The sequence below is a fragment of the Duganella sp. Dugasp78 genome (assembly GCF_059491455.1).
In genome coordinates this window covers 2756867-2773428 of the sequence record NZ_CP168506.1, presented here as the reverse complement: position 1 = coordinate 2773428, position 16562 = coordinate 2756867, and the positions used below count along the sequence as shown (strand labels likewise).

At 66.8% G+C, this 16562-nt stretch carries 19 protein-coding genes; 10 read left to right on the top strand and 9 right to left on the bottom strand.

All coding sequences use genetic code 11. From position 1 onward, the window contains the following. The first annotated feature begins 131 nt into the window (after window positions 1-131). The 4 genes from ACEN9O_RS12285 (at window position 132) to ACEN9O_RS12270 (ending at window position 2658) form a co-directional block, all read left to right on the top strand. Window positions 132-623, top strand: a complete 492-nt coding sequence (locus tag ACEN9O_RS12285) for a CinA family protein (RefSeq protein WP_495617811.1) — start codon at window positions 132-134, stop codon at window positions 621-623. Window positions 624-708: 85 nt separating this feature from the next. Beyond that, on the top strand, window positions 709-1437 hold the full coding sequence (locus ACEN9O_RS12280; protein ID WP_495617810.1) for a P-loop NTPase family protein: 729 nt from the start codon (window positions 709-711) through the stop codon (window positions 1435-1437). Window positions 1438-1443: 6 nt separating this feature from the next. Continuing rightward, window positions 1444-1989, top strand: a complete 546-nt coding sequence (locus ACEN9O_RS12275) for a hypothetical protein (protein WP_495617809.1) — start codon at window positions 1444-1446, stop codon at window positions 1987-1989. A gap of 9 nt (window positions 1990-1998) precedes the next feature. Further along, the gene (locus ACEN9O_RS12270; protein WP_495617808.1) at window positions 1999-2658 is read left to right on the top strand and encodes a hypothetical protein; all 660 of its coding nucleotides are present in this window, start codon (window positions 1999-2001) and stop codon (window positions 2656-2658) included. Window positions 2659-2680: 22 nt separating this feature from the next. Here the strand turns inward: ACEN9O_RS12270 and ACEN9O_RS12265 are convergent, their stop codons facing one another. Further along, window positions 2681-3214: a TetR/AcrR family transcriptional regulator gene (locus ACEN9O_RS12265; RefSeq protein WP_495617807.1), complete on the bottom strand. Its 534-nt coding sequence runs from the start codon at window positions 3212-3214 to the stop codon at window positions 2681-2683. 87 nt (window positions 3215-3301) lie between these two features. On the opposite strand from ACEN9O_RS12265, the gene ACEN9O_RS12260 reads away from it, so the two are divergent. Next, window positions 3302-3907, top strand: a complete 606-nt coding sequence (locus tag ACEN9O_RS12260) for a DJ-1/PfpI family protein (protein ID WP_495617806.1) — start codon at window positions 3302-3304, stop codon at window positions 3905-3907. Here the strand turns inward: ACEN9O_RS12260 and ACEN9O_RS12255 are convergent. After that, window positions 3904-4797: a LysR family transcriptional regulator gene (locus ACEN9O_RS12255; protein WP_495617805.1), complete on the bottom strand. Its 894-nt coding sequence runs from the start codon at window positions 4795-4797 to the stop codon at window positions 3904-3906. The genes ACEN9O_RS12260 and ACEN9O_RS12255 overlap by 4 nt on opposite strands. Before the next feature lie 89 nt (window positions 4798-4886). Here ACEN9O_RS12255 and ACEN9O_RS12250 point away from each other — a divergent pair, with 89 nt between their 5' ends. From ACEN9O_RS12250 to ACEN9O_RS12240, 3 genes are read left to right on the top strand one after another with little or no spacing between them, the layout of a single operon-like run. Next, entirely contained in the window at window positions 4887-5876 is a 990-nt protein-coding gene (locus tag ACEN9O_RS12250; RefSeq protein ID WP_495617804.1) for a zinc-binding dehydrogenase, read from the top strand. A 53-nt stretch (window positions 5877-5929) separates the two neighbouring features. Beyond that, window positions 5930-6256 (top strand): ArsR/SmtB family transcription factor, encoded by a 327-nt coding sequence (locus ACEN9O_RS12245; RefSeq protein WP_161093085.1) that lies wholly within the window; start codon window positions 5930-5932, stop codon window positions 6254-6256. After that, window positions 6253-7296, top strand: a complete 1044-nt coding sequence (locus ACEN9O_RS12240) for a cation diffusion facilitator family transporter (RefSeq protein WP_495617803.1) — start codon at window positions 6253-6255, stop codon at window positions 7294-7296. The genes ACEN9O_RS12245 and ACEN9O_RS12240 overlap by 4 nt, the downstream gene beginning before the upstream one ends. Before the next feature lie 190 nt (window positions 7297-7486). On the opposite strand, the gene ACEN9O_RS12235 is transcribed toward ACEN9O_RS12240, so the two are convergent. The 5 genes from ACEN9O_RS12235 to tcdA form a co-directional block, all read right to left on the bottom strand. Then, the gene (locus tag ACEN9O_RS12235; protein ID WP_495617802.1) at window positions 7487-7717 is read right to left on the bottom strand and encodes a hypothetical protein; all 231 of its coding nucleotides are present in this window, start codon (window positions 7715-7717) and stop codon (window positions 7487-7489) included. A gap of 47 nt (window positions 7718-7764) precedes the next feature. Further along, a complete protein-coding gene (locus ACEN9O_RS12230; RefSeq protein ID WP_495617801.1) occupies window positions 7765-8028 on the bottom strand; it encodes a hypothetical protein in 264 nt (87 codons plus the stop codon). Between the two features lie 61 nt (window positions 8029-8089). Beyond that, window positions 8090-9022, bottom strand: a complete 933-nt coding sequence (gene cysK / locus ACEN9O_RS12225) for a cysteine synthase A (protein ID WP_495617800.1) — start codon at window positions 9020-9022, stop codon at window positions 8090-8092. Between the two features lie 51 nt (window positions 9023-9073). Then, entirely contained in the window at window positions 9074-9544 is a 471-nt protein-coding gene (locus tag ACEN9O_RS12220; RefSeq protein ID WP_495618465.1) for an FKBP-type peptidyl-prolyl cis-trans isomerase, read from the bottom strand. A 119-nt stretch (window positions 9545-9663) separates the two neighbouring features. Next, window positions 9664-10506 (bottom strand): tRNA cyclic N6-threonylcarbamoyladenosine(37) synthase TcdA, encoded by an 843-nt coding sequence (tcdA, locus tag ACEN9O_RS12215; protein WP_495617799.1) that lies wholly within the window; start codon window positions 10504-10506, stop codon window positions 9664-9666. Between the two features lie 73 nt (window positions 10507-10579). Between tcdA and pdxH the strand changes: the two genes are divergently transcribed. Beyond that, window positions 10580-11815 carry a pyridoxamine 5'-phosphate oxidase gene (pdxH, locus tag ACEN9O_RS12210; RefSeq protein ID WP_495617798.1) on the top strand — a complete coding sequence of 412 codons (1236 nt, stop codon included), beginning with the start codon at window positions 10580-10582 and terminating at the stop codon, window positions 11813-11815. A 75-nt stretch (window positions 11816-11890) separates the two neighbouring features. Next, on the top strand, window positions 11891-13162 hold the full coding sequence (locus ACEN9O_RS12205; RefSeq protein WP_495617797.1) for a class I SAM-dependent methyltransferase: 1272 nt from the start codon (window positions 11891-11893) through the stop codon (window positions 13160-13162). Window positions 13163-13214: 52 nt separating this feature from the next. Here the strand turns inward: ACEN9O_RS12205 and ACEN9O_RS12200 are convergent, their stop codons facing one another. Both ACEN9O_RS12200 and ACEN9O_RS12195 read right to left on the bottom strand, forming a co-directional pair. After that, window positions 13215-15488 carry an ATP-binding protein gene (locus ACEN9O_RS12200; RefSeq protein WP_495617796.1) on the bottom strand — a complete coding sequence of 758 codons (2274 nt, stop codon included), beginning with the start codon at window positions 15486-15488 and terminating at the stop codon, window positions 13215-13217. 7 nt (window positions 15489-15495) lie between these two features. Beyond that, complete coding sequence (locus tag ACEN9O_RS12195) at window positions 15496-16554, bottom strand: HD domain-containing phosphohydrolase (protein WP_495617795.1); 1059 nt, start codon at window positions 16552-16554, stop codon at window positions 15496-15498. Window positions 16555-16562 lie beyond the last annotated feature (8 nt).

Below are 16562 nucleotides of genomic sequence, written 5' to 3'. Positions count from 1 at the left end.
AAATCGGCGGTCTAATGTTTTCTGGCATGTTGCGATTCAGGCAAACCGGCGGCGCACCGCTGGCATCGATGGCGGCGCCCATGGTACAGTGGAAGCCAGCCCGCAGATCGCCGCAACAGAAGGAGAACTCCATGAATTCGAACAGCGACACCATCCTCGACCTGGCCGCACAAGTCGGCAAGTCCCTGCAGGCGAAGGGCCTGATCCTGGCCACCGCCGAATCGTGCACCGGCGGCGGCGTGGCCCAGGCCATCACCGAGATCGCCGGCTCGACCGCCTGGTTCGATTGCGGCTTCGTCACCTATTCTAACGCCTCCAAGACCGAGATGCTGGACGTGTCGGCCGCGCTGATCGCGCAGATGGGCAGCGTGTCCGAGGAGGTGGCGGCGGCCATGGCCACCGGCGCGCTCGGTGCCAGCAACGCCCACCTGGCGGTGTCGACCACCGGCATCGCCGGCCCCACCGGCGCCGTGCCGGGCAAGCCGGTCGGCACCGTGTGCTTCGGCTGGGCCAACGCCGACACCGTGCACACCGAGCGGCTGGTGTTTGCCGGCGACCGCAAGGCGGTGCGCGAACAGACCGTCATCCACGCGTTGCAGGGGCTGCTCCGGTTTATTGACTGACTGTGCGACTGAATTCGGGCCGGCGGTTGCCATACCGCCGCAAAACAATTACTCTCGACGCATTCGAGCGATTCTGGAGTGATTGATGCAAAATTCGGTACATTTTATTCTCCAAGGTAAGGGCGGTATCGGCAAGACCCTGGTGTCGACCATCCTGGCGCAGTGGATCGCGGGCAAGGACGAGACGCCATTGCGCTGCTACGACACCGACCAGGAGAACGCGACCTTCTCGCGCTACAAGGCGATGGACGTCAAGCATGTGCCGGTGATGACCGACAGCCGCACCATCGACCCCAAGCGCTTCGACGCGCTGATGATCGACATCCTGGAAGAGGACGGCAACTGCGTGATCGACAACGGCGCCAACACCTTCTCGCCGCTGATGGGCTACCTGATCGAGAACGACTGCTTCTCGCTGCTGCAGGAATCCGGCCGCAAGGTCTACATCCACACCATCGTCGGCGGCGGCGACACGCTGCACGACACCGCCATGGGCTTCGTCTCCACCGCCAAGTCCACCAACGTGCCGCTGGTGCTGTGGGAGAACGAGCACTTCGGCCTGCTGCAGTCGGCGTCCGGCAAGCAGTTCACCGAGTCGCAGACCTATGCCGACAACTCGGCCCGCGTGAAGGGCCGCATCGTGCTGTCGGCGCGCAACGCCGACACCTTCGGCGCCGACATCAAGAAGATGAACACGGCCCGCCTGACCGCCAACGAGGTCAAGGAAAGCGACAAGTTCAACCTGATGGAAAAGCAGCGCATCAAGGTGGTGTTCCGCGACCTGTTCGAGCAGCTCGACAAGGTGGAGTGGTAAGCCGCCATGGATCAGCACAAGCTGCGCAGCCTGGTCTTTGAAAAAACCGGCGTCAGGATCGACATCGACGATCCGGTGTTCGCGCTGGTGGCGCTGAACGAGGCGGTGCTGGCCGAGACGGTCGAGCGCCACATCGCGCTGATCGACGCCGCCTCGCAGGAGCTGGCGCAGCAGGCGCGGCTGGCCGGCGGACTGGCCGCGCAGCATGGCGGCGCCCGCAAGCCGGTGGTGCTGGATGCCACCAATGAGCCGGCCGCGGCCGGCGCCGACACCCCCTCGGCCTACGCGCCGGCGCCGGCCGCCGGCCCGGTGCGGCCGATCGCCACGCAGGCCACCGCCATCACGCCGCGCGAACTGCGGCTGCTGGGCGCGGCGGCCGGCGTCGCCGTGCTCAGCGCGCTGCTGGTGCTGGGCGGCCAGGCGGCCTTCTTCAAGCCGGGGCTGACGGCGGAGCAAAGCGCCGCGCTGGCCCGCGCCGACAAGCTGAACACGGCGATCCAGAAGCTGGACCCGAAGGTGCGCGAACAACTACAGGCCGAACTGCAAAAATAAGGAAGACGCATGCATTTTGAAGTACCCAAAGCCAAGGCCCTCAAGGAGTTCGGCGGCGAATATCTGATGATCGTGATCAGTATCGCCACCGCGCTGGCGCTGGAGCACGGCGTGCAGACGCTGCACCACCGCCACCTGGCGCACGAAGCCGCCGACAAGATCGAGGCCGAGATCCAGACCAATATCCACGAGCTCGACGACGCGCTGAACCACAACAACGATCAGCTGAAAAAAATCATGGCGGCGCGCGAGCAGCTGCTAGCCGGCATCAAGGACAAGGTCGATGGCCAGGTCCTGATCAAGCAGCTGCAGGAGCAGCACAAGCTGGGACTCAGCATCATGTCGCCGTCGTTGCGCCGTGAAGCGTGGGAAGTGGCCGTCGCCAGCCAGGCGGTCAGCTGGATGCCGCAGCAACAGCTGGAGCGCTACTCCGGCATTTACGCCAGCATGCGCGACGTGCAATCCATCAGCAGCAGCGGCAGCAACAACTTCCTCAATGGCGCGGGCATGCTGAACACGATCAGCGACATCCAGATGGGCGAAGGCGACCCCAAGGCCGCCTACCGCATGCTGTCGCAGATGATCAGCTCCTACTCCAGCACGGACGGCAACCTGCAGGAACTGCGGAACACCCTGGCCAAGCCCGCCAAGGACGCGCCGCATTCATAAGCCGCGCCCGGCGGCCAGCGAATTACGTACGATGACTTAGCAAGGCCAGTGCGTCCTGGAGCCGCCGCGCAAACGCCGCCGGCTGGACGCGGTCGCCGGACTCCTGGCCGCCGATCAGGCACAGGTGCGCCAGCCGGCCCACCAGGTCCGCGTCGACCAGGGCGCCGGCGCGCGTGCGGCAGGTGGTGATGGCGAATGTCAGCCGGGTCTGGTCGACGCGCTGCTGGTAGGACGCCACCAGCGGATCGTGGCGCGCCCAGGCCCGGATCGCGGTTTCCCGGCCCGGCTGTTTTTCGGCGGCGATGGCCAGGTAGCGCTCCAGCACATCCTCCAGCTTGCGGCCGCCGGCGGCATGGGCCAGCATGCGGTGCGCGTAGTCGGCTTCCCATGCCGACAGCAGCGCATGGACGAAATCTTCGCGGTTGCGGAAGTGGTGGTAGAACGATCCGCGCGTCACGTTCAGGCGGCGCGCCAGGCGCTCGGCCGAGATGCCGGCATCGCCGTCATGGTCCAGGGCATCGAAGCCCGCGGCTATCCAGTGGTCACGCGTCAGCACTCGTCTCACCTTGAAAACATACAGACTGTGTATGGTAGCACCGACGTCGCTAGACTGCGGCTTCCTGTCCTCAACCATGGAGCCGTCATGAAGACCATCACGCTGGTCGCCTTCGACCATTTCACCGACATCGACCTGTTTCTGATGTGGGATATCCTCGGCCGCAACCGCCACGACTGGCGGGTGCGCATCGTCGGCAAGCAGCGCCAGCTGCGTTCCGCCCACGGCCTGCAGCTCGCCACGCACGGCGCGCTGGACGAGGCGAACCGGGCCGACGTGGTGCTGTTCGCCAGCAGCAAGGAAGGCGTGCCGGCCGCGCTCGCGGACCCGGACTTCATGGCGGCGTTCCAGCTGGACCCGGGCCGGCAGCTGATCGGCTCCATGTGCGCCGGCTCGCTGATCCTGGCGCAGCTGGGCTTGCTGCCGGGACGGCGGGCCGCCACCCATCCCGAGGCGCGCGGCGCGCTCAGCGCGGCCGGGGTGGAGCCGGACGAGCGGCCGCTCATGAGCGCCGGCAACGTGGCGACGGCGGGCGGCTGCCTGGCCGCGCTGTATCTGGTCGGCTGGATGGTCGAGCGGCTGTTCGGCGCGGAAAAAAGCCTGGAGACGCTGCGGCCGGTCCTGCCGGCGGGCCAGTACGACCTGTATGAAAAGCTGATCGTGTCCAGCATCCGCCAGGGCCGCGACGACTAGGCCAGGCCGGCCAGCAGGTGCTCCCACAGCCGCGTGGCCACCGGGCCGTGGGCGGTGTCGCGGCGGCGCGCGATCACCAGTTCCAGCTCGCTCTCGCGGAAATGATGGCCGGCCAGCGACAGCAGCCGGCCCTGCGCCAGGTCCGCGTCCACCAGGTAGCCCGGCATGTGGCCCCAGCCCATGCCCTGCAGGATCACCTCGCGCTTCATGAACTGGTCGGCCACGGTGCAGCGGCGCGCGCCGTCCACCACAAAGTAGTCGCGCGGCGGGCTGTCGCGCGCGCTGTCGCGGATGATGCATTGCACGTAAGGCCGCATCATCTCGGGCGTGATGCCGGCGTGCAGCGGGAAGTCCAGGAAGCCGGGCGCCACCACCGGCACCAGCCGCACGCGCCGCCACGGCCGCGCCTCGAAGCGCAGGTCCGCTTGTTCGAGATGGTGGAAGATCAGGTCGGCCTCGCCGTTGTGCAGCCGCTCCCACGGTCCGGACAGAGCTTCGAAATGCAGGTCCAGCCGGGTGCCGGGGCACTGGGCAAAGAACTGACGCAGCAGGCCCAGCGTGGCCGGCAGCGGACACAGGTCGCCGATCACCACGGTCAGCCTGGCCTCCTCGCCCTGCGCGGCCTGGCGGGCCTGCATGGCCAGCTGGCCGGCGCTGTCGAGCAGTTGCCGGGCCTGCTCGACGAAGGCCTCTCCGGCGGCGGAGACGGCGACGCGGTAGCCGCTGCGGTCCAGCAGCGCCAGCCCCAGCTGGCGCTCCAGGCTGGCGACGGCGGCGAACACGCTGGGATGCGAGCGGTGCAGCCGCACGGCGGCCTTCTGGAAGCTGCCCAGCTCGGCCACCGCCAGGAAGCACGCCAGCTCATGCAAGGTGAAGCCGACAGTGTTCATAAATCCTACAGAGATAGACTGAATTATTCAATTTTATCCGAATGTGTTTCTCTCTACAGTGGTGCTTCCATCATTTACAGGAGCATCCCATGCGTGCCATACACATCACCCGATTCGGCGGCCCGGAACAATTGCGGCTGGTTGAGCTGCCGACGCCAGCGCCGGCCAGCGGCCAGGTGCTCATCCGCGTCCAGGCGTTCGGCCTCAACCGCGCGGAGAGCTATATGCGCCGCGGCTTGTGGGGCGAGGTCGCCCAGGTGACGGGCATCGAATGCGTCGGCGAGGTGGCCGAGGCGCCCGGCACCGGCCTGCTTCCGGGCCAGCAGGTGGCTGCCATCATGGGCGGCATGGGCCGCAGCATCAACGGCAGCTACGCCGAGTACGTGTGCGTGCCGGCCACCAATGTGGTGCCGCTGCGCTCCACGCTGTCGTGGGCCGAGCTGGCCGCCATCCCGGAATCGTACGCGACCGCCTGGGCCTGTTTGCACGACAACCTGGCGCTGCGTCCCGGACAAACGCTGCTGATACGCGGCGCCAGCTCCGCGCTGGGCCAGGCGGCCAGCAATATTGCGGCCCACCTGGGCGCGCAGGTGATCGCCACCACGCGCCGTCCGGCGCAGCTTGCGGATGTGCTGGAGAAGAACGGCGCGCGCCACATCGTCGAAGAGCGGCCCAGCCTGGCCGGCGTGGTGCGCGGCATCGCGCCCGGCGGCGTCGATGCGGTGCTGGACCTGATCGGCAACACCACCCTGCTCGACTCGCTGGCCTGCGCGGCGCGGCCGGGCGGCCGGGTGTGCCAGGCCGGCTTCCTCGGCGGGCTGGAGCCGCTGGCCAGTTTCCTGCCGCTGCAGCAATTGCCGCCCGGCGTGCAGCTGAGCTTTTTCGGCAGCTTCGCCTTCGGCACGCCGGGGTACGAGCTGGACCGGCTGCCGTGGCAAGAGATCGTCGAGCGGGTGGAGCAAGGCCAGTACCACGCCCGGCCGGCCAAGGTGTTTGCCTTCGACGACATCGTCAACGCCCACGCCTGGCTGGACGCCGGCGCCGGCCTGGGCAAGGCGGTGGTGCAGATCGCGCCATAGCCCGGCCCGCCAATCCGTGCTAACATATGAACACCTATTCACTTGTTAGCATTATGAGCTGCCAACACGACTATTCCGTTTGCGATCCCGCGATTGCCCAGCTGGCCGACCTGTTCCATCTGCTGGGCGATCCGACGCGCCTGCGCATCGTGCTGGCCTGCGTGACGGCGCCGATCGCCGTCAGCGACATCGCTTCCTCGCTGGAGCTGAGCAGCTCGCTGGTCAGCCACCACTTGCGTTTGCTGCGCGCGGCGCGCATTGTGAAGTCTGAGCGCCAGGGCAAGCAAGTGTTCTATTCCGCCGCCGACGCCCACATCAGCGGCGTACTCAACGATATGCTCGAACATATCGCCGAACCTTCCAACGGACACGAAGCATGAGCAAGCACCACGACCATCACGACCACGATCATGACCACGATCATGACCACGATCACCACGGCCATGACCACGGCCATGCGCCGGCCAAGGCCAAGGCGTGCAGCCACGATCACGGGCATGATCATGGCCACGGCCACGGCGGCCACCATCACCACCACGGCGACCCAAACACCATGGGCCGCGCCTTCGCCGTCGCCATCGTGCTCAACACGGCGTTCGTGGCGATCGAATTCTTCTATGGCTTCCTGGCCAACTCCACCGCGCTGATGGCCGATGCCGGCCACAACCTGTCGGACGTGCTGGGCCTGATGCTGGCCTGGGGCGCGGCGATCCTGGCCAAGCGCGTGCCGAACGGCCGCTATACCTACGGCCTGCGCAGCACCTCGATGCTGGCCGCGCTGTTCAACTCGATGCTGCTGATGGCGGCCTGCGGCGCCATCGCCTGGGAAGCGGTGCAGCAACTGGTGCATCCCGATCCGGTGGCCGGGTTGACCGTCTCGGTGGTGGCCGGCGTGGGCATCCTGGTCAACGGCTTCTCGGCCTGGTTGTTCATGTCCGGCAGCAAGGACGACATCAACATCCGCGGCGCCTACCTGCATATGGCGGCCGACGCCGCCATTTCGCTGGGGGTGCTGGTGGCCGGGGTGATCGTGCGCTACTCGGGCTGGAACTGGCTGGACCCGCTGGTCAGCATGGCCATCGTCGCCATCATCGTCTACAGCACCTGGTCGCTGCTCAAGCAATCGATGCGCATGATGCTGGCCGCCGTGCCGGACAACCTGGACCACTCCGACGTCGAACAATTCCTGCGCGCCCAGCCCGGCGTGACGGACGTGCACGACCTGCACATCTGGTCGATGAGCACCACCGAGAACGCGCTGACGGCGCAGCTGGTGACGCCAGCCGGCCATCCGGGCGACGCCGCGATGGACGCCATCAGCGCGCAGCTGAAGGCGCAATTCTCCATCGACCACAGCACGCTGCAAGTGCGCCTCGGCACCACCGCGCATGAGTGCAGCCTGCAGGAGCAGCCACACTAGGATATGCATGCGGGGTGCACCGCCCCGCTCCTTGTGGCAAAGTCCCGATTTTCTCTTCGATTTTCCCCTATTTTTTCAAGCATTGAGCTATTTCCGCGTTCCCCGGCCTAAATTGGGGAAAGCCGAAGAAAATAGGGGAGAAAATCGAATGAACGCCACAAGGGTGAGCAACTGCCCACCGATATCCTGCTCAAGCTGATCGAGAAACTGCGCCGCCGCTCTGAGTATTTTTGTAATCAGCAAGCGCCAATTGTAGTGTTTGCGCCAGGTCGTCGGAGTCTTGCCTCCAGACATAGTCCACTTCGGATTTCGTGATGACTACGGTGTATCGTTTATCTGCCCGTTGCCCATCCCATTTCAAAACCACGACCGCGCCGTCAGCTTGAACCTCGTCTATCGCCGGAAGAAATTGGTCGAGCATATAATTCCTTAGAAAGTTAAGCGGCTGCTTCTGGCTAAACTCAGCCCTCAAGCTTGGATGCGGGAGAATATTTCCCCTAACGTCAACTGATCGCTCCACATCGAATCCAGCTCCAGCGCATACCTCTCTCGAAGGACGGTTGCCAGCGTTTCGAGCTCCAGCGCGTCCGGCAGCCAACGACTCGGATACAAAGCCCGATAGATGTCCAGGATTTTGTCGTCCGGCCGGAATTTCAGCTTATCTTTATCCGCAAATGCGAACGCGGCTACGAATAGCAAAAGGAACGAACGGATTCTATTCGTTGATGCCATCGGAAACGTCTGCCGCCAGCCCCTCCCCTCACAACTGCGGGATCGGTAAGGCCGGGGCAGGTTAATCCGCCAGATTGGCATACAGCGCCGTGCTCAGATAGCGCTCGCCAAAGGACGGGATGATCGTCACGATGATCTTGTCCGCGTTCTCCGGCCGCCGCGCCACCTGCAGCGCCGCCCACAGCGCCGCGCCCGAGGAGATCCCCACCAGCAGCCCCTCCTGGCTGGCCGCCAGCCGCGCGGTCGCGAAGGCGTCGTCGTTCTTCACGCCGATGATCTCGTCGTACACCCTGGTATTGAGCACGGCCGGCACGAAGCCCGCGCCTATGCCCTGGATCGGGTGCGGCCCCTTGGTGCCCTTGGCCAGCATCGGCGACGCCTCCGGCTCCACCGCGATGCAGCGGAACCCCGGCTTGCGCGCCTTGATCACCTCGCCCACGCCGGTGATGGTGCCGCCGGTGCCGACGCCGGCCACCAGGATGTCCACCCGGCCATCGGTGTCGGCCCAGATTTCCTCGGCCGTGGTGCGGCGGTGCACATCGGGATTGGCGGGATTGTTGAACTGCTGCGGCATCAGGTAGCGCGGATCGCGCTCGGCCATCTCCTCGGCCTGGCGGATCGCCCCCAGCATGCCCTCGGCGCCCGGCGTGAGCACCAGCTCGGCGCCGTAGGCGCGCAGCAGCATGCGGCGTTCGCGGCTCATGGTGTCGGGCATGACCAGCGTGCAGCGGTAGCCGCGCGCGGCGCATACCATCGCCAGCGCGATGCCGGTGTTGCCGCTGGTCGGCTCGAGGATGATGGTGTCGGGACGGATCTGGCCGGCCGCTTCGGCCGCTTCGATCATGGACAGGCCGATGCGGTCTTTCACGCTATGGGCCGGGTTGCAGTATTCCAGCTTGGCCAGTACCTGGGCGGTGCTGCCCCTGGCCAGCCGGTTGAGCCGCACCAGCGGGGTGCGGCCTATCAGTTCGGTTACGTCGTTGGCTATCTTCATCAGGAACCTCCGAATGTGACGGAGGTTCCAGTCTACGCTGATTTGCGTCGATTATTTCACATCCACCAGCTCGACATCGAAGATCAGCGCGGAATTCGGCGGAATGCCGCTGCCCGGCGTCGGCCGCGAGCCGTACGCCAGTTCCGACGGAATAATCAGCGTGCGTTTGCCGCCCACTTTCATGCCCTGGATGCCCTGGTCCCAGCCCTTGATGACGCGGCCCGCGCCCAGCACGAAGTCCAGCGGCTCGCCGCGCGGGATCGACGAGTCGAACAGCTTGCCGTGCATGGCCTTGGCCAGCGGACGATACAGCCAGCCCGAGTAGTGCATATAGACGGTGGCGCCGGTGGTCGCTTCCTTGCCGGTGCCGATCTTGGTGTCGTTGATAATCAGCTGCTCGGCGGCCGGGCCGGGCGTGGCCGAACCCACCACCATCGGTGGCGGTGGCGGCACGTCGGCCGGCGCGACTGGCGCGGTCGGGGTCTGCGCCTGGGCCACGGAGGCCGCCAGCGCGCACAGCATTGCTACTAATACGGAACTACGCGTCATGGTTGTATTCTTTCGATGTGGTCTGTGGATAGCACGCTCCCCGTGCCAGCGCGCACCATGATAGCAAACCCGCTACGCCAGCTGGATAAAATCTATACCGTTTCGGCCGGCGCTACCGCAGGTTGCACGCTGTCGGCCAGCCTGCGCAGCACCTGGCTGGCGGCCACCATGCCGAAGGTGGCGGTGACCACCATGGCCGAACCGAAGCCGGCGCAATTGAGGCCGGTGACGCCGCCGGCGCGCTCGTCGCCGTCCACCGCGCACACCTCGCCCGTCTCCGGGAACTTCAGCCGCTCCATCGAGAACACGGCGTCGACATGGAACTTGGTCTTTTCGCCGCGCGGATAGCCGTACTGGCTGCGCAGCACCTTGCGCACCTTCTTCAGCAGCGGCTCCTGCTCGGTGCGGGCCAGGTCGCGCACGGCGATCTGGGTCGGGTCGGTCTGGCCGCCGGCGCTGCCGATGATGATCAGCGGCATATTGTGCTGGCGGCACCAGGCGATCATCGCGGCCTTGGCCTTGACGTCGTCGATGGCGTCGACCACGAAATCGTACCGGCCGGCGCCCAGCATCTGCTCCAGGTTGTCCGGCGTGACGAAGTCCTCGATCTGGTTCACCACGCAGAACGGGTTGATGTCGGCGATGCGCCCGGCCAGCGCGGCGATCTTGGCCTGGCCGACGGTGCTGCCCAGGGCCTGGATCTGGCGGTTGATGTTGGACTCGGCAACGTTGTCCAGATCAATCAGGGTCAGCCGGCCGATGGCGCTGCGGGCCAGCGCCTCGACGATCCAGGAGCCGACGCCGCCGGTGCCGACCACGCACACGTGGGCGGTGCGGAAGCGCGCCAGCGCGGGTTCGCCATAGAGGCGGGCGATGCCGCCGAAGCGGCGCTCGAAATCGACATCGTCGAATTGGGTGGGTGCTAGGGAGTTCATGCCGACATTTTAACGGACGCTGCCGCAAAAAATATTTTAGAATGACTTTCCCACCCAGCCAGAGCGCCCTCCCATGAGCATTTCCCTGCACGACACCGCCCCCGACTTCAGTCAACCGATAGCAGTCTTGAAACATTGCCACGACCGCATACGCAAGCAGCTGGAGACGCTGCAAAAACTGCTGGCCCACCTGCCCAAGCACGGCGCCGACGCCGAGGCGCAGAAAGCCGCCCAGGCGGTGCAGAAATATTTCAACCAGGCCGCCCCGCTGCACCACGAGGACGAGGAACACAACCTGGTGCCGATGCTGCAGGCCACCGCGCGCGACGCCGACGCCGCGCTGCTGGCCGAGCTGGTGCCCGGCATCCTGGCCGACCACCAGCGCATGGATCAAGACTGGCATATAATTAATTCGCAACTTGATCAAATTGCCAATGGACAAAACAGCGCCCTGTCGGCCGAGCTGGTGCAGCGCTTCTGCGACAGCTACGCAGCCCACATGGTGACCGAGGAAACCCATATCGCGCCCATGGCCAAGCGCCTGTTCAGCCCGGGGCAAATGGCGCAGCTGGGCAGCGCGATGCAGGTGCGGCGCGGCATCACGCCCGCCCTGCCCACCAGTCAGGTGCCGGAGCAGCAGCCGGTGCCGGTGGTCGAGGCGGTGGCCGACGGCGTGGTGCTGGCCGACCTGCGCCTCGATTACGGCCGCGCCAGCCTGACGGAGCAGGACGTGCTGGACGATCCGATCGCCCAGTTCGGCAAGTGGTTTGAAGAAGCCATGCGCGCCAAGGTCAACGAGCCGAACGCGATGAGCGTGGCCACGGTCGATGCGCAAGGCAGGCCCAGCTCGCGCATCGTGCTGATCAAGCAGTACGACGCACGCGGCTTCACCTGGTACACCAACTACGAGAGCCAGAAGGGCCGGCAACTGGGCGACAACCCGCACGCCGCGCTGCTATTCTTTTGGAGCGAGTTGGAACGCCAGGTACGGATAGAAGGCAAGGTCGTCAAGACCTCCGCCGAGGACAGCGACAAATACTTTTACAGCCGGCCGGTGAAGAGCCAGATCGCGGCGATCGCCTCGCAGCAAAGCGCGCGCATCGCCAGCCGGGAACAGATGGAAGCCAATTACGATGCGGCCGCCGCGGTCGGCGGCGAGCATCCGGTGCGGCCGGAACACTGGGGCGGCTATCGCCTCGATCCGGTGCGCATCGAGTTCTGGCAGGGGCGCCGTTCGCGCTTCCATGACCGGATCGTGTACGTGAAACAGGCAGATGGAAGCTGGGTGAAGGAGCGCCTGCAGCCGTAAGCGGAGCGTCCCGTCGCAACACACCAGACCATCGCTTGCGGTGGTCTTTTTATTCCTGGACTCGGAGGTGTGATTGTGTTCGTACAAAACCGTCTCAGTAGCTGGATCGCCGGCATCCGCCAGCAAATCGCGCTGCCGCTGCGCATCGAATTGTGGAACGGCCAGCATGTCGACTTTTCCGCCGAGGCGCCGCGCGTGACGATACGCCTGCCCAATGTGTCGGCGGCGCGCTACCTGCTCACGCCGTCGCTGTCCAACCTGGGCGCGGCCTATGTCGAGGGCGCGATCGAGGTCAAGGGGCGGGCGCACGACATGATCGCCATCGTCAACGCGCTGGCGCGCACCACGCTCAAGGCCGAGGGCAAGTTCGCCCGCATCGTGCGCAGCATGGGCCACAGCAAGCAGCAGGACGCCGAGGCGATCCGCTACCACTACGACGTCTCCAACGAGTTCTACCAGCAGTTCCTCGATCCGGCCATGGTGTATTCCTGCGCCTACTTCGAGGACGGCGACGAGGACCTGGCCACCGCCCAGGCCAAGAAGATCGACCACATCCTGCGCAAGATCGAGCTCAAGCCCAACCAGACGCTGCTCGACATCGGCTGCGGCTGGGGCGCGCTGGTGATACGCGCGGCGCAGCAGTACAAGGCGCGCTGCGTCGGCATCACGCTGTCGGACAACCAGTACCAACTGGCCAAGGAGCGCGTGCGGCGCGCCGGGCTGGAGCACCTGGTCGAGATCCGCCTGCAGGACTACCGCGACGTGCGCGGCCAGTTCGACCGCATCACCAGCGTCGGCATGTTCGAGCACGTGGGCGTCAAGCATTTGACCGAGTATTTCGCCGCCATCCACCAGCTGCTGGCGCCGGACGGCGTGGTGATGAATCACGGCATCACCACCACCGACCCGGACAACGGCGAGACACCCTACGGCGGCGGCGCCTTCATCGACAAGTACGTGTTCCCGCAGGGCGAGCTGGCGCACATCGGCCATGTGCTCAAGGCCATGCAGCAGGGCAAGCTGGAGGTGTCCGACGTGGAAAACCTGCGCCGCCACTACGCCCGCACCTGCGCCATCTGGACCGACAACTTCGAGGCCAACACGGAGCGTGTGCAGGCGCTGGCGGGCGACAAGCGCTATCGCATCTGGCACGTCTACCTGGCCGGCTGCAGCTATGCCTTCGAGCAGGACTGGATCAGCCTGTACCAGATCGTCGGCCGCAAGGCGGGCCAGCGCAGCGCGGCGCTGCCGTGGTCGCGCCGGCACATGTATCCAGCGCCGATAAACCCCGTCATTCCCGCGCAGCCCCGTCATTCCCGCGCAGGCGGGAATCCATACATCGCGTGATCGGCACCGCAGCATGGGTTCCCGCCTGCGCGGGAACGACGGGTCGGCTGCTTCAGGAGGATGGCGGCGCGGCCATGACCTCGACGCCGCCGGCGATCAAATCCTTCAGCGCCACGTAGACCTGCTGCAAGGCCGGCTCCAGCCGGCCGGCCGCCAGCTGCCACGGCTGGCCGGCATGCAGCGCGGCCGACAGCTGCTCGGCCAGCGCCACCGCGCGCGCCGCGCCGAAGTTGACCAGCACGCCCTTCAGGCTGTGCACCGCGCGCGTGCTGCGCGCCACGTCGCCCGAGGCCAGCGCCGCGCCCAGCTCCTGCCACAGCTGCGGGCCGTCGTGCAGGAACAGCGCGGCCAGTTCCAGCAGCAGCTCGGCGTCGCCGTCCAGCCTTTGCAGCGCGCCGCGCCAGTCCAGCAATTGCTGGCCGCTGTCCGGCTGGTAGCGCAGCAGCAGCTCGCGCAGCTGCTGGCTGTCGACCGGTTTGGCCAGGTAGTCGTCCATGCCGGCGTCCAGGCAGCGCTCGCGGTCGCCGCTCATGGCGCGCGCGGTCATGGCGATGATGGGCACGTGGCCGCCCTGCGCCGACTCGCGCTGGCGGATCTGGCGGGTGGCGGCCAGGCCGTCCAGTCCCGGCATCTGCACGTCCATCAGGATCAGGTCGTGACCGCCCTGGCCGGCGCGCTCCAGCACGGCCGGACCGCTGTCGACCAGGGTCACGCGGTGGCCCAGTTTTTCCAGCAGCCGCATGGCCAGCCGCTGGTTGACCGGGTTGTCCTCGGCCAGCAGCACGCGCAGGCCGCCGCGCGCGGAGGCAGGCGTGGGCGCGGCCGGAGGCATATCGCCCTCGCCCACCAGCAGGCCGCCGTCGTGGGCGCTGCGGTTCAGGTTTTGTCCCGGCGCCAGCACGGCCAGCGGCGGCAGGGGCGCGGCCTGCGCCACGCCGGTGTGGCGCAAGGGCACGATGAAGCTGAACACGCTGCCCTGCCCCGGCGCGCTGTGGACCTCCATGCGGCCCTGCATCAGGATCACCAGCCGGCGGCAGATCGCCAGCCCCAGGCCGGTGCCGCCGTACTCGCGCGTGGTCGAGCCGTCGACCTGGGCGAAGGCTTCGAAGATCATGTGCTGCTTTTCCGGCGGCACGCCGATGCCGGTGTCGCGCACCGCGAACACGACCTCGCTGCGGTCGTCGTGCCCGGCGCTGATGGACAGTTGCACCGTCACGCCGCCCTCGCCGGTGAACTTGATGGCGTTGCCGACCAGGTTGAGCAGCACCTGGCGCAGCCGGCCCGGATCGCCCTTCATCAGACGCGGCAGCTCCGGCGGTATCTCGGCCGCCAGCGCCAGCCCTTTCTGCCGCGCCCGCAGGCTCATGGCGCGCAGCGTGTCGCCGACCAGCTGGCGCAGGTCGAACGGCACTTCCTCGATGTCCAGCTTGCCCGCCTCGATCTTGGAGAAATCCAGGATGTCGTCGACGATGTGCAGCAGCGCGTCGGCCGAGGCCTTCACCAGCATCAGGTCGGCGCGCTGGTGGGCGTCGATGCCGGACTCCAGCACCAGCTCGGTCATGCCGAGGATGCCGTTCATCGGCGTGCGGATCTCGTGGCTCATATTGGCCAGGAATTCGCTCTTGGCGCGGCTGGCCGCCTCGGCCGACTCGACCGCGTGCTGCATGGCGGCGCGGGCGGCGCGCTGCTCGCTGATGTCGATGAAGTAGCCCAGCATGTAGGACAGCCCGCCGCTGTTGATGACCTTGCGGCTGACCAGCACGTCCAGCGGCGGATCGAAGGTGGCCATGCGGCGCTCGGTGGTGACCATGCGGCCGCTGGACCAGGCCAGCCGGTCTTCCTCGTGGGTGGCGGCGGCCCAGCGCGGCGAGGCGAATTCGTCGACCGTGCGGCCGAGGATCTCCGCCCGCGAGCGCTGGGTGAATTCCTCGAAGCGGCTGTTGAAGCGCAGGAAGCGGCCGTCGCGGTCCTTGAGGAAGATGGGGATGGGCAGCTGGTCGAGGATCTGCTCGGTCAATTCCTGCTGGTCGCGGGCGGCCTGCTCCTCGGCCGGCGCCCGCTGCTGCAGGTCGGCGTGCAGGTCGGCGTGCAGGTCCTGCTGCAGGCCGGCCAGGCGCGCGGTGCGCTGGTCGCGCCAGGTGCCGGCGTTGCCGCGCTGCTGGCGGTTTTCCTTGCGCAGCAGCGCGTTGGCCGAACGCAGCTGGTGCACCTCCGCCTCCAGTTCGGCCAGCGCGGCCAGTTGCGGCTCCAGCAGGCGCGCCAGTTCCTGCGCGTCCTGCACGGCCAGCGCTTGCCGTATCAGGGCGACGTGCAGCAGCGGGTCCATGGCCGCGTCAGGCCGTCTGCGCGGCGGCGCCGTCGTGCTCGTCGCGGAAGCGGGCGCGGATGGCCTGCACCTCGTCCCAGCGCTGCAGCAGCGCCTGCACGCACTGCGGATCGAAGTGGCCGCCGCAGTTGTCCAGCAGGTACTGGCGCGCGTCCTCCATGCTCCAGGCCCGCTTGTACGGCCGCACGCTGGTCAGCGCGTCGAACACGTCGGCCACCGCGACGATGCGGCCCACCAGCGGGATCGCCTCGCCGGCCAGGCCGCGCGGATAGCCCTGGCCGTCGTAGCGCTCGTGGTGGGTCAGCGCGATCTCCGCCGCCAGCCTGAGCATGCGCGCCTGGCAATCCTTGAGGATGTTGTAGCCGATCTCGGCGTGCTGGCGCATGACGGTCATTTCCTCCGGGTCCAGGCGGCCGGGCTTGAGCAGGATGTGGTCGGGCGTGCCGACCTTGCCGATGTCGTGCATGGGGGCGGCGTTGAGCACGTCCTGCTGCTGCGCCTCGGACTGGCCCAGCTGCTCGGCGATCAGCCGCGAGTAGTGCGCCATGCGCTGGATGTGGGCGCCGGTTTCGGGGTCGCGGTATTCGGAGGCGCGGCACAGCAGCATGATGGTCTCCTGCTCGCGCGCGCGCAGCTCGGCGGTGGCCTTGGCCACTTCCTCGGCCAGCCAGCTGGCGCGGTGCTGCAGGCTCAGCGTGGCGCTGCGCAGCGCCAGCATGTTGCGGGTGCGGGCCAGGAACTCCACCTTGTCGATCGGCTTGATGAGGAAATCGCTGGCGCCGTTCTCCAGCGCGCGGTGGCGCACGTCGACATCGACGCTGGCGGTGACCATCAGCACCGGCGGGCGCTGGTCGGGCGGCGCCTCGAGCCGGGCGATCAGCTCCAGGCCGTTCAGGTCCGGCATCATGTAGTCGACGATCAGCAGGTCGTAGGGATGGCGGTTGCACCAGGCCAGCGCGTCGCGCGCCGACTGGAAGCTGATCGTGCTCACGTCTTGCAGTTTATCGACCAGGCGCGACATCAGCACCAGGTTGATATGGGTATCGTCGACCAGCACCACCTTCATGGATGTCC